This window comes from Sphingobacterium kitahiroshimense (assembly GCF_025961315.1).
Taxonomy (GTDB): Bacteria; Bacteroidota; Bacteroidia; order Sphingobacteriales; family Sphingobacteriaceae; genus Sphingobacterium; species Sphingobacterium anhuiense.
This window is the reverse complement of the sequence record NZ_JAOQNK010000001.1, coordinates 5,457,837-5,471,144: the sequence shown is the minus strand read 5'-3', so window position 1 is coordinate 5,471,144 and position 13,308 is coordinate 5,457,837. Positions and strand designations below refer to the sequence as shown.

Annotated in this window: 9 protein-coding genes; 1 reads left to right on the top strand and 8 read right to left on the bottom strand. The window is 40.0% G+C overall.

Going from position 1 to position 13,308, the window contains the following annotated elements:
• Positions 1–111 precede the first annotated feature (111 nt).
• The 6 genes from M2265_RS23455 to M2265_RS23430 form a co-directional block, all read right to left on the bottom strand.
• A complete protein-coding gene (locus M2265_RS23455) occupies positions 112–552 on the bottom strand; it encodes an L-rhamnose mutarotase (protein WP_237682801.1) in 441 nt (146 codons plus the stop codon).
• On the bottom strand, positions 536–2,176 hold the full coding sequence (locus M2265_RS23450; RefSeq protein ID WP_132770233.1) for a sodium:solute symporter: 1,641 nt from the start codon (positions 2,174–2,176) through the stop codon (positions 536–538). The genes M2265_RS23455 and M2265_RS23450 overlap by 17 nt, the downstream gene beginning before the upstream one ends.
• Positions 2,177–2,187: 11 nt before the next feature.
• The gene (locus M2265_RS23445) at positions 2,188–3,408 is read right to left on the bottom strand and encodes an enolase C-terminal domain-like protein (protein ID WP_132770235.1); all 1,221 of its coding nucleotides are present in this window, start codon (positions 3,406–3,408) and stop codon (positions 2,188–2,190) included.
• Positions 3,409–3,989: 581 nt separating this feature from the next.
• The gene (locus M2265_RS23440; RefSeq protein ID WP_132770236.1) at positions 3,990–5,006 is read right to left on the bottom strand and encodes a zinc-binding alcohol dehydrogenase family protein; all 1,017 of its coding nucleotides are present in this window, start codon (positions 5,004–5,006) and stop codon (positions 3,990–3,992) included.
• A gap of 46 nt (positions 5,007–5,052) precedes the next feature.
• Positions 5,053–5,811 carry an SDR family NAD(P)-dependent oxidoreductase gene (locus M2265_RS23435; protein WP_132770238.1) on the bottom strand — a complete coding sequence of 253 codons (759 nt, stop codon included), beginning with the start codon at positions 5,809–5,811 and terminating at the stop codon, positions 5,053–5,055.
• A 49-nt stretch (positions 5,812–5,860) separates the two neighbouring features.
• Positions 5,861–7,348 carry an alpha-L-fucosidase gene (locus M2265_RS23430; protein WP_132770240.1) on the bottom strand — a complete coding sequence of 496 codons (1,488 nt, stop codon included), beginning with the start codon at positions 7,346–7,348 and terminating at the stop codon, positions 5,861–5,863.
• Between the two features lie 189 nt (positions 7,349–7,537).
• On the opposite strand from M2265_RS23430, the gene M2265_RS23425 reads away from it, so the two are divergent.
• Positions 7,538–8,437: an AraC family transcriptional regulator gene (locus tag M2265_RS23425; protein WP_132770242.1), complete on the top strand. Its 900-nt coding sequence runs from the start codon at positions 7,538–7,540 to the stop codon at positions 8,435–8,437.
• 70 nt (positions 8,438–8,507) lie between these two features.
• Here the strand turns inward: M2265_RS23425 and M2265_RS23420 are convergent, their stop codons facing one another.
• Both M2265_RS23420 and M2265_RS23415 read right to left on the bottom strand, forming a co-directional pair.
• Positions 8,508–10,037: a RagB/SusD family nutrient uptake outer membrane protein gene (locus M2265_RS23420; RefSeq protein WP_132770244.1), complete on the bottom strand. Its 1,530-nt coding sequence runs from the start codon at positions 10,035–10,037 to the stop codon at positions 8,508–8,510.
• A 52-nt stretch (positions 10,038–10,089) separates the two neighbouring features.
• Positions 10,090–13,212: a SusC/RagA family TonB-linked outer membrane protein gene (locus M2265_RS23415; RefSeq protein WP_207902428.1), complete on the bottom strand. Its 3,123-nt coding sequence runs from the start codon at positions 13,210–13,212 to the stop codon at positions 10,090–10,092.
• Between the last annotated feature and the right edge of the window lie 96 nt (positions 13,213–13,308).

Sequence of the window (13,308 nt, the reverse complement as noted above, 5' to 3'; positions counted from 1 at the left end):
TGAGCACATGACACTCTGTTTAATGATATATTATATGATTTCGTTTACATAAACGAAATTAAAATCAAATAAATTTTTCGATAGCGAAAATTCTAAGATACAATATGCATTTTAATCCGTGTGGAAAACCTCTTCCATATCTGACCAAGTTGCACCCTTTGCTGCAGCATCCGGTAACGGAATCTGACAGGGATCCGTCTCTTTCCACCAGCGCTGTGTCTCCGGATCATCTCCCATTTTCTTCATATCCAATTCAAAATTATCACCTACATATTCAAAATAACTAAAGAGATAGTTTTTCCCGTCTATTTTTTTTAAGTAAATGGAGTAATTCTGAATATTACATTCTTTTATCATTTTTAACACACTAGGCCATGCCGCTGCATGAAGCTTTTTATACTCCTCTATTTTCTCCTCTTTAAGCCCAGTGACAGATGCATACCGTTTCACCTTTTGAAGTGAACCGTTATCTTTACATCCGACGAAGATTAATGAAACCATCACTAACCCGATTACAAATCGAAGTAATACCTTTTTATTTAAATATTCCATATAATACCACAACAATTAATAACAATAGTCCCGATAATACCCTATAATTTCCAATACCTTTCCAAGCTTTTCCCTTAAGAGGTTCCAGTGGATTTTTCCAGTATAATTCCTTACTTTCGGCTGTATGTTGCACAGGAAAACGATAAGAAAATATGATTTGTATCAACACACAGATTATAAACAGGTAAAAGGCCATCACCATAAAGGGGATCTGGCCTATCCATGTTCCTGGTAAAAGCTTATTCGCGATAAAGACAATCACACCCAATGCAGAACCGATCCATAGTGTCCATTTCGAAGATGCCGCAGAAGCCTTCTTCCAAAAGATTCCTAAAAGAAATACACATGTTATCGGCGGTGCGATATGTGCAATTACATCGTTGATTCCATTAAATATACTTTCGTATTTATCTAACAAAGGAAGAAGAGCTAAAGAAAAAGCCATAGCTACTACTGCCGAGATTTTACCTGCAGTTATAAGCTGCTTATCTGTTGCATGTGGTCTCTTCTGCTTATAGATATCATAGCTGACCATAGTGGAAATAGAATTGAGTGCACCTGATATCTGACTCATTAAACCCGATAGCAAAGCTGCGACCAATACCCCGATCAAACCAGATGGCAACAATTGTGTAATCATCAACGTATAGATACCTTTTGAATTTACATTTCCGGCAACGTCAACACCTAAGCTTGTCAGATCCAACTGCCCCGTTTTAAATAAAGTGTAGGCAAATAATCCAGGAAGAACAAAAATAAAAACCGGCAAGATTTTAATAAACCCACAAAAAAGTGCACCTACGCGGCCATGATTTTCATCCTTAGCACCGAGTACCCGCTGCACAATCGTCTGATCCGCACACCAGTACCAGATACCTAAAATGGGGTAACCTAAGATCACGGCATACCATGGCATACCACTACTGTCCCCATGGGGACGCAACATCGATAATCGTTCAAGCTGACCTTCATCAACCAAAACATCCTTCATCGAAATCCATCCGCCCATCTTATCGTAAGCAGCAAAACTGATAATAAAAGCACCAGCCAAAAGAACAATAGTCTGGATAGATTCCGTTATAACCACGGCCCGTAAACCTCCGAGTATCGTATAGATGCCCGTGATAATACAGATAACGGTAATACTCAAATACATATCAAAACCAAAAAGTGTTTTAAGTACAATCCCCCCTGCCAACATCGAAAATGCGATATGAATCACAATTGCCGATACAATGGATATCATCGTCAGCCATTCACGACTTGCTTTATCATACCTACGTTCCAAGAAATCAGGTAAAGTTGAAACACCTGACTTCAGATAAAACGGTACAAAAAACAAAGCAAGCAGGATAAGAGTAAAAGCTGCCATCCATTCAAAATTACCATTCAACAACCCGGTATCAAATCCGCTCTGTGCCAAACTAACTAAATGGACCGTTGATATATTTGTTGCAAAAAGAGCAAGTCCTATTGCCGGCCATTTCAACGATTTGCCCGCTAAAAAATAGTCACTGGCAGAACCTTTATTTTCGAGTTTCTGACTCACCCCTGCCCATATCCCTACCGCTAAGATGAGTAGTATATAAATGATGGCAATACTTAAGTCTAATGATCCTAACATCAAATTATTAATTAAAGTAAATCACAACTACTTCCTACTTCCATAGGAGTTTTATACACGCCCCCTTCAATCTGTACAGGATGTACAAAATGGGATTTTAAATGCGGAATATGTTCTAAGAATAATGCTTCATGACCCATGGAAATATGATTAAAAAGCACCAGATGCTGATGCAATTGTCCCATATCGCCTACATGTGGCACTACCGGAATATTATATTTTCGACATAATAAACTTACACTGATAAATTCACTAACACCACCTACCCTGACAGCATCGACCTGCACAAATCCAGCGGCATTTAGCTGTAGATAATTCTTAAATACAATACGATTGGGGACATGTTCACCCATTGCAACCTTAATTGGCGCTATTGCATCTGTTAATGTCTTATGTGCTAAAATATCATCTGGATGTGTAGGCTCTTCAATCCAATAGGGATTCATCGCTTTCAGTTCATCACAGATCGACAGTGCCTGCGGAAGTGTCCATTGCTGATTTGCGTCCAACATAACTGTAGCGGCATCGCCGGCTACCTCCCTTACAATATGAGCACGTTTAATATCACGGAGCGGGTCAGTACTTCCAACCTTCAGCTTCATCGCACTAAAACCATTATCTAAAGCCCTACGGCAATTCTCCCGCACTTGCTCATCCGAGTAGTTAAACCAGCCCACTGAAGTATCGTATCCCGTATAGCCACTATCAATGATACCCATACGGCTATCCTTCGTGGCCAAATTCGTTTCTAACAAATCAATCGCTTGCTGAGCGGTCAATTCATCTTCTAAATACGATAAATCAAGTGTATTCACAATCTCCTTAGCTGTCAGATCGGTCAACAATTTCCATAGCGGCACACCTCTAGTTTTCGCCCATAGATCGTAACAAGCATTGGTTACTGAAGCCAGTGCCAAATGCACAATTCCTTTATGGGGGCCCAACCATCTAAACTGCTGTTCATTGCTCAGCGCATTGAATATACGACCAAAGTCGGCCATTGTTTCTTCTATCCCTTTACCCACTAAGCGTTCAGCATAAAAGGCAGCAGCCTGGCATACTAATTCATTACCTGCCCCAATAGTAAAGGCTAATCCAGTACCCACACGGCCTTTGTCATCCACTAATCTAGTTACCGCATAAGAATAAATTGGGTCTTTATGCACAGCATCACTTCCAGCTCCTGTATTCAAAGGAAAGCGTTTATCTTCGATATCAAATCTCGTTATCATCTATTTATTTAAACTGTTATTTTTTAATTATCACTATTTCCGAAGTTTTATTCATGTTCACCATAAACCCTATTTTCCTAAGACACATATTGATTTAAAACCAACCTCCCATCGTCCATGACGATCATCAGTACATATTACCGGTAAGTGCTTCGATTCTTAGTGATATCATTGGTTCTCTACTGATCATAAAATTAACCTAAATAAATAGTTTTGATTGACGGATTATTAATCAGTATTGATACTATATTAACATAAAATACTAGCAAAATCTTATATCTCTGGTCAATTTGTTCAAGCTATTTACCATACGTCTTAATGGACTAAAAATGTAAATAAATAATAATGTGTTTTTGAATATAAGAGCATATCAGCAACTAAAACAAAAATGTGGCACAGAATTGCTCCTGCACCACACACTAACCATCTTAAAAAATAACTTTAAGGATATTATATTTTTAAATAATTTTGAAACAAAAAGTATATATAAAACATTTTTTTGAGTTATTAATAAGGCTAGTTCATTCTGTCATTTATTATAACGACCTAGTTTTCTTCGTCAGCATTTATAATTTTCTAAATTAAAAATCGATAACAGCCTTAATCAGATTTTGGTCTGGTTGATACAACGTTTCAAAGTCATCAATAAGATGATCGAAAGGAATCCGGTGGGTAATGTATCCATCCGTATCAATAAGTCCCGCTTGTAGCAACTGGATTACTTTCTTAAAGTCTTGAGCCCGGGCAGAGCGGCTTGCTTTTAATGTTATTTCTTTCCTATGAAAATTAGGATCATCAAAAGTAACAGATCCAACAAATAATCCTACAAAAACAATAGTTCCTCCTTGCGCAACCAGGTTAAACGAATTTTCCATTGATCCTTTACTACCCGTTGCATCAAATATCATAGTCGGTAACTCTCCTTGAAAAGCATCTTTGATAGCACCTTCAGTATGATCTGACAATAAGATGGTTTCTACTTCAGGAAATTTATGCTTAATAAAATCCAGCCTATCTTGTAACAAATCCACAACCGCAACTTTCACTCCCGACAATCGTGCGATAGCTGCAACGCCCAATCCGATTGGACCGGCGCCGATGACCAGAACAGTGTCGTCGTGCAAGATCTGAGCGCGGTCTACAGCATGCGCACCAATCGCCAGAGGTTCGACCAAGGAAATCTGATCGTCATCAAGCCCCTCTGTAAGATGTACATTAGTGGCTTTATACGTGATGTATTCCTGCATTGCACCATCTTCATGAACGCCCAATACGGTTAAGGTGCTCCCACAATTTGTTTTACCCTTGCGCACAGCCTGATCTTCTACCAGATTACGATAAGGCTCAACTGTGCACTTATCTCCAACCTTAAGCCCTTTCACTTCACTTCCTACTGCAACAATTTCGGCAGATACTTCATGCCCCAAAATACGAGGATAAGTAAAAAAAGGTTGCTTGCCTTTGTAGGCATGCAGATCGGTACCACAGATCGACACTTTCTTTATCTTCAACAATACATCATCAGGTTTAAGATCTGATGGCTTTTCTTTGGTAATATATTCAAACCGGCCTGGTTCATGCAATATAATTGCTTTCATGTTTTTCATTAAAAAAATACTTGTTTATGTTCAATTTGACCTTAGGTCAAAAATTAACAGTCGCCCCACCATCAATAGGCAATAAAACCCCGGTGATATAACGTGCTGCTGGAGAGGAGAGAAAAACGGCGGCATTCCCCACATCTTCAGGTTTTCCAAAACCTTCCATAGCGATCCGATTAACGATCTTTTCTTTGCGCTGCGGATCGTCACCAATTGCTTTAAAAAACATCGGACTCTCTATCCAACCCGGAACTAACGTATTGACCCTTACATTATATTTCGAAAACTCTGTGACCAGATTTTGCATCAGGCCAGTCAAAGCAGTTTTAGAAGTACCGTAAGCCGAGACACGATCCATACCAAACATTCCGGTCATAGACCCAATAAATAAAATAACTCCATCTTTTCTTTCAACCATTTTAGCGGCACACGACCTGCTTAGGCTGAATACACTGAGCACATTGGTCTGTATAATTTTTTCAAATTCAGCATCACTAGTTTCCAGTGCATATTTTTTTAAATGAACACCTGCATTGTTGACTAAAATATCAATTGGCCCTACTGCAGATTCTATACGATCTATCAATCCTGGAATAGCTTCTGTATTGGCTAGATCAAAGACAAAATAATGAACATCCCCTCCTAATTCGAGTTGCGCCTGCTGTAGCGTTTCTTCTCGACGGCCTACAATGACCACTCTCGCACCCGCCTCCAACATTGCTTTTGCTATTCCAAATCCAATACCTGTTCCGCCACCTGTTATCAAGGCTGTCTTGCCTTTTAATGAAAATGCTGTTAACATAGTTGTATTATTTTAATTAATTTAAATTCTTCTAAAACTTATATCATAATCAGTTTCCAACGCCAATTTCACTGACAATGGCTTCTCCCACAGATTCTACAATCTCAAATTTCACGTAACGCGTTTTTACTGAAGCAAAATCCGATATCTTTAAATTGGTGTTTTTCTGCCACTTCCCTTCCGTTATCTTTTTAAAGTTTTGACCATCCAAACTTGTGGAGATCATATATTTAGTTATTATCCCATTATAACCTAACCAGCGTGCCGGTAGATAATACAGCTTCCTTATATCTTTGGCTGTTCCCAGATCAAGGACAAGGGCTCGTGATTTATGAGGTGCAAATTCCCAATAAGTCTGAAAAGGTGAAAACCCGCCGTTATCAGGAATCTCATCACTGCATCCATCGATCATCACGTTCGCTGTGGTCTGGGTCAGCAGCGCTGCGATCGGCGAGCCATCATTAGCTGGAGGTGCTGGCTGGGTAACTGCTTTACCAGCAGTAGCGGTAATACCCACAGGTAAAATGTAACTATTCACGGTTTCGGGCTGTGCCGGTAGCGGTAAACGGGAGGTATCTGGTTTCCATCTTTTTCCAATTTCGACCAAGCGATCGACTACCTCTTTATCAAAAAGACCCTTACGGTTAGGCGCTATATTGAGCATGAAATTGCAATATAGCGGTTCAAGACGCTGTAGCTTATCCAACGTATAGTCCAGACTTTTGACATTCTTAGGTGAATCTGCATGCCAAAACCAGCCGTTGGTCATCGTCAAAGCCATCTGCGAAGCAAACACATTATTTCCAGGAGGAAATACCCCTTTTGGTCCTTCATAATAAATCAAATCCGTTTGAAAATTACTGTTGCCATTATGTTCAGATATAAGGCAATTGGGTTGTAATTTTTTAACATGATCATAGATGCGTTGATACGAAATAAGGGTATGGCCCATTTTCCAGTTCCATCCATCGAAAATAATTTGCGGGATCTCTCCATAATTTGTTAAGAGCTCCGTGAGTTGATTCAGTATTAACTGCTCTTCTTTCAGCCCTCCGTTTTCAACACCATTGTGACGGTCCCAAATGGAAAAATATAAACAAGGCTTTATACCCCGACTACGAAATGCATCCACATATTCTTTTACAACATCTTTTTTGTAGGGACTACTTGCGACATCATAATCCGTATACTTAGAGTCCCATAGACAAAATCCGTCATGATGTTTTGTGGTTAAAATAGCATACTTCATACCTGCAGCTTTACATGCATCAGCCCATTGATTGCAGTCAAGCTCGGTCGGATTAAATTTCTTGGGGTCGTGATTGGGCGATGCCCATTCCTCATCGGTAAATGTCCCCATGTTAAAATGCATCATAACCCCAAATCTCAGATCGACAAAATCTGACTGTAAAGTATACAAACTCTTATTTTCTTGTCCCTGAACATTACCCGACAGCATCGAGATTGTACTTAACAAAAGTCCTAACTTTCCAATCTTCAACTTGGAGTAAAGTCTTTTTTTTCCTATTGATGCCATATTAAAAATAATTATACACTTAAGATTTTATTCTGGTTTATATGATGACTAAGTTAAAGGCTTAAAAAATTAAAAACCAATTGGCAATTCACCAATTTATACGCTATATTAGCATAATTAAAAAACCAAACTTTAATATAGCAGCAATAGAGCATTGCTTCGGGATCATATTAAAGGTAGCTAGATATTATGAAACCAGTTCCAGCTAAAATATTAGAAGGTAAAGAAAATGATGTGTTTGACACCAAAATCGTCAACTCGCCTTATTTCTCAACGCTATTTCATTTTCATGAAGAATGTCAGATAAATTATGTCGTCAAAAGTGAGGGCACTAGAATGATCGGTGACAGCATTGAAAGTTTTAGCCAAGATGATCTCATCTTGGTAGGCTCTAACATTCCCCATGTCTGGCACAATAGTAAAGAATACTTCATCGCTTCTGAAAATGAAAATCAAGCTAAATCCGTGACCCTATTTTTTCATCCAGATAAGATTATTAAGATTATTTCCCAATTCGGAAACGTCAAAACACTTGCTGATTTTTTTCAGCTGAGTAAACGATGTATGCGCTTTAAAGGTAAAACCAAATTGCAGATAAAAACTCTATTGATCCAATTAGCAGATGAAGTTGACGTACTCACCCGTTTGAACCTCTTGACTAAAATACTGCAGATACTGAGTGAGACTAAAGAATACGACTTACTCACTGGAGCAGGTTATACCAATACCTATCAGCTGAAGGACAATGACCGTATGGATATTATTTTGAAGCATATTTTCAATAATTTTGCGAAAGAGATCCATCTGGAAGACGTGTCGGAGATGATCTATATGAATAAGCAATCTTTCTGCCGTTATTTCAAAAGTAGAACGCAAAAAACCTTCGTAGAATTTGTCAATGAAGTACGTGTCGGACATGCCTGCAAACTGCTGACACAGGAAGATTACCGGGTAAACAATCTGGCGTACGATTGCGGTTTCAATAGTCTTTCAAATTTCAACAAGTTTTTTAAAAAATTCAAAGGATTAACACCTCGGGAATACCGAGGTAAATATATGTCCTCATCAGTAAGAGGCCATAACCTGTAAACGAAAATAGCCCCCTGACAATAATATCAGGGGGCTTTTCATGGTCATATCGAACATGAAGATTTAGGGATTACGGCGTGTAATCATCATTTTGTTTCAGTTGTTTATTTTTATCCAATTCATCCTGCGCAAAAGGTAAAACATTGTTCTTCTCACCGAATTTCAATTGTACACCGCCCGGATTTTTAATTTTTGAAAGTACATTTTCCATTTGATTACGACGTTTAAGATCGTAATAACGGTGTCCTTCCAAGGCCAATTCTATCCGTCTCTCATGCAAGATAAAATCACGTAACTTGTCTTTGGTATTGTATACGGCCTCATTTACCTTCGGCATACCGATACTTTTTCTTTCCCGGATTTCATTCAACGCTTTGTAGATACTTTGGTCAGGACCGCTCACTTCATTTTTAGCCTCGGCATACATCAGTAAAACATCGGCATAACGGGTATGGATGATGTTCTGATCCGTCAGTGGCGTCTTCGTTCTGTTGAACGGCAACATCGACAGATCTACATATTTTTTCTGAACATAAGTCGTCAATAGCGGATCTGACTCTTCAAATACTGATCCATCCGGATTGACATATTCTTCAGTCGGCACTTTGATCGTAAATTTTAAACGCGGATCACGATTGCTGTAGGGGTCTGATGCCACATAACCTGAGCCCATTTCATTGATCATTTTACCGTTGGACATTTCATAAGCATCGACCAGATTTTGGTAAGGTGCTATACTGCCATACCACCCGACTTCGACCAATAAACCCTCACCACCCTGTGGATTGTTGGGTGCGGAATATTTCGTCGAAAATATAATTTCTGGATTGTCCTTTTGTGTAGGTGTGAAAAAGAGATTCTGGTACCCACCTTGATAGATCTGAAATTTACCTCCAGTAATGATATCATTCGCTGTACTTGCTGCCAAAGGCCAATTTTGCTGATAAAGATACACGCGGGTTTTTAAGGCCTGCGCACTCCCTTTTACGGCATGGCCATCTGTATATGCTAAATTGGGCAGATTAGTGATGGCATAATCAAGTTCACTGTGAATAAACTTCAGCACATCTTCTTTCGAACTCTGGACGATTTTACTTTCATCCACAGTCTTTGGCTCAGTCTCATACAGGATCACTCCGCCAAATGCCTGTACCAAGTCGAAGTAAAACATCGCCCTGATAAATCTAACCTCAGCCTTATACACTGCTTTTTGAGCATCGCTGCTTGGCGCCTTATCAATATTATCTAAGAAAAAATTACATCCCGCAATCCCTTCGTAAGGTGTATTATAAAATGTGCCGGTGACGTTAGTCGAGTTGACGATACCCTGGGTCAAATCTCCAAAGCCATAAAAACTATGGCGATCCAGTGCATTATCCGAATAGGTATCCAACCATAATTTACCCTGGCCATAAAAACCAGACTGCAATCTTCTATATACGCCCGCTACAGCCAACTTCACATCTGTATCGGAAGTCCAAAAGGCTCCTCCGTCAATAGCTGTAGTCGGATCTTTATCCAGAAAGTCTTTGTTACAAGAGCTAAGCATACCGATCACGAAAACTGCGATCAAAGATATGCTGGTATATTTTGCTTTCATTGTTGCTATTTTTATATCAATATTCGTTTTTTTATTATCTCAAGAGGCTAGATTAGTATTTAATCTTGATTCCCGCTGTATACATCTTAAGCTGCGGAAATTGCGCAAATCTTCCAGAACCCGATCTTTCCGGATCATTACCTTCGTATTTTGTCCAGGTGATCAAATTGTCGCCCGATACATACACCGTAATTCCTTTAGCCGCTATACGTTTGGTAATGGACTCAGGAAAAGTATAAGACAGGTATAGATTTTTCAACCGTAAGTAAGATGCATCTTGCAAGAAGTAGGTTGACGGGTATCCCGATACGCCGGCATAACCTGACAGGTACACTGCCGGAACGGTGTTACTCGGATTGGTCGGTGTCCATGCATCCAAAAATCTCGTCGGTGGTGCTGATCCCTGCATAAAAGGATCGTAACCCCATTGGCTAACCTGCACCTTTTGTCCTTGTACGCCCTGAAAGAATGCACTTAGATTAAATCCTTTCCAACCTGCATAGACATTGAAAGAATAACTGTAATCCGGGAATCTACTGATCCGGATGCGATCTTCTGGACCGATACTTCCATTACCGTCCACATCTCGCATCTTCAGGTCACCAGGTTTAACTGCACCAGAATTTGGCTGTTTCGGTGAATTGTCGATATCAGCCTGACTCTGAAAGATGCCGATCCAATCGTATAGGAAGAAATTATTATAAGGCTGACCAATTTCAATCGTTCCTAAAGTCTCGGCCAATCTATTAGTCACTTTATTGCGGTAACGGTTGAAGATCACATTAGCACCGTAATTGAATTCACCTATCTGATTCTGATGTCTCAGCTCAATTTCTATTCCTTTATTCACCATAGCCCCTGCATTGATGATCGGAGGCATTAAACCCATACTAGCCGGAACATCCGTTCTTGTTTCCAGGATATCCGTCGTATTTTTATTGTACCAGTCGATGGTTGCACCAAAGAGCCCTTTGTAAATATCAACATCTAAACCAATGTCGGTAATCGCTGTTTTCTCCCAGCGTAAATTATTCTCAACAAGACGCCTCTTCATAACACCAGCTTCTAGATCTGCGAATGTATAGGTTGTACTGGAAAGGATATTCTGGTAAGGATAATAATCGAGATTCCCATCTCTTGTTATTTCCTGATTTCCCAACGCGCCATAAGAAGCACGTAGTTTCAGATTATCCAGCCAAGTTGCATTATTTTTAATAAAATCTTCTTCTGAGATGCGCCAAGCGGCAGACCCTCCACCAAATGTTCCCCATCTATATTTTGGTCCTACCCGCGAGGTTCCATCATGACGAATATTACCTTCCAAGAAGTACTTTCCTTTGTAGTCATAGTTTGCCCTTCCAAAAAAAGACTTGAGCGCCCATTCAAAAGAACTACCATTCAAGGTTTGATCTTTAGGAGAACTTCCGTCCAGTTCCATAAGAACATTGTTAGGAAAACTATAGCGTCCGCCTCCTATTGTAGTACTTCTATTATCCTGCTGTTCATATCCTCCCAACACACTGATATTATGATCTTCAGCTATCGTCTTTACATAGTTTAATGTCGAGTAAAATGTTTTGGTAATATTACGGTCAGACGATTGTCTAAGCCCATTAAAAGTTGGATTACCATTTCCCGACTGCTCATATTCGCCTTTATCGTTGGGATGAAAGGCGTAGGCAGGGCTACCAAACTGGCGCTGTTTATATTCCTGATTATAAAACGTAAACGCTGCCTTTGAAGACCATTTCAATCCTTCCATAAGGTCGACATCCACAAACGCCTGCGCATTGACATTGTAATTTTTGGTCAGCTGTGCACCTGTATTGTACACTTCCTCTGGCGTACGGTTAGTTCCTCCTGTACTCATATAATCACGTCCAGCCGATCGACCACTACCATCTGGTAAATAGGGTGAAAACGTCGGTGCAGCCGCATAGGCCAATAATAACAGGTCATCGTTGGTCAACCAGGGCGCTTTAAAATCCTGATATGAAAAGTTGACATTAGTACCTACTTTTATCCTTTTGTGAACCTGATTGGTATAATCTGTTAGACCATTGTATCTTTTATAAAGATATCCTTTGGTAATACTGTTCTGATCCAGATAATTGAGGGAGATATTGTGCGTACTCTTCTCACTTCCACCGTTAACACTGAGATTGTGGTTCTGAATAGGACCTTTTCCGAGCACATGATCTAACCAGTCAAAGTTTGGATATTCGGCGCTATTGGGATTATTTTTATAACTATCGATCTGCGCCTGCGTGTATACCGCTGGCTGTCCGCTTCTGGCTCTTGCCGAATTATACATCTCCATATAGGTCACCGAATTGGTGATCAGATCCGGGTATTTGGTCGCTTCACTGGTGCCCCAGTTTCCTGTATATTCAATATTACTGGTTCCGAGCTTACCTTTTTTTGTGGTAACTAAAATAACGCCATTAGCTGCTCTTGCGCCATATATAGAAGCGGAAGATGCATCTTTAAGAACAGTAACATTTTCAATATCTTGCGGGGATAAGTTGGACATCGATCCAACAACTCCATCAATGAGTACGAGCGGGTTGGGCGACGCTCCGCTCGACCCAAGCCCCCTTATCCGCATGCTCCCATTGTCCCTGCCAGGCTCCCCGGTAGGTTGTACCACATCAAGTCCGGCGATGCGTCCCTGCAATAGGTTTTGAACATTAGGAACCGGACGCTCAGTAATGGTCTTGCCCGATACACTCGCCACAGACCCGGAAAGGTTGACTTTTTTCTGGGTACCGTATCCTACAACCACAACTTCGTCGATTTGCTCACTACCTTCCTGCAAAGTGATACTGTATGTTTTTGCATCCCCGATCACCACATCCTGAGGCTCATAACCAACAGAGGTAATATGCAAAACATCTTTTGCGGTAGCATTGACACTAAAGCGCCCTTGTTCATCAGTTTTAACCGTTTGATTAGTTCTCTTAACCTGAACAGTGACACCAGGAAGAACTGTACCCCGCGCATCTTTAACCGTTCCAGTGATGGAGACCTGCTGTTGATAAGTTGTTGCATATGCAGCATGAACAGGAAGATACAGCGTGCTTAAAAAGAACGGTACTACCAAAGGTATGGTAGTCTTTTTTAGAAATACCTGCATGCGATATGCACCTGGAATTATAGGTTTGAATAAATACATAGGTAAATTGGTTTATAATGTAACTGGTTTGTTACCCTAAAATTATTAAACTAATCTATCCCAAATACACGTTATATTACCCGATTTGCATGCATT

Excerpts from the sequence above, each read along its gene's own strand:
- M2265_RS23455 (WP_237682801.1), bottom strand. The coding sequence starts at position 552 with ATGGAATATTTAAATAAAAAGGTATTACTTCGATTTGTAATCGGGTTA.
- M2265_RS23450 (WP_132770233.1), bottom strand. The coding sequence starts at position 2,176 with ATGTTAGGATCATTAGACTTAAGTATTGCCATCATTTATATACTACTC.
- M2265_RS23445 (WP_132770235.1), bottom strand. The coding sequence starts at position 3,408 with ATGATAACGAGATTTGATATCGAAGATAAACGCTTTCCTTTGAATACA.
- M2265_RS23440 (WP_132770236.1), bottom strand. The coding sequence starts at position 5,006 with ATGAAAGCAATTATATTGCATGAACCAGGCCGGTTTGAATATATTACC.
- M2265_RS23435 (WP_132770238.1), bottom strand. The coding sequence starts at position 5,811 with ATGTTAACAGCATTTTCATTAAAAGGCAAGACAGCCTTGATAACAGGT.
- M2265_RS23430 (WP_132770240.1), bottom strand. The coding sequence starts at position 7,348 with ATGGCATCAATAGGAAAAAAAAGACTTTACTCCAAGTTGAAGATTGGA.
- M2265_RS23425 (WP_132770242.1), top strand. The coding sequence starts at position 7,538 with ATGAAACCAGTTCCAGCTAAAATATTAGAAGGTAAAGAAAATGATGTG.
- M2265_RS23420 (WP_132770244.1), bottom strand. The coding sequence starts at position 10,037 with ATGAAAGCAAAATATACCAGCATATCTTTGATCGCAGTTTTCGTGATC.
- M2265_RS23415 (WP_207902428.1), bottom strand. The coding sequence starts at position 13,212 with ATGTATTTATTCAAACCTATAATTCCAGGTGCATATCGCATGCAGGTA.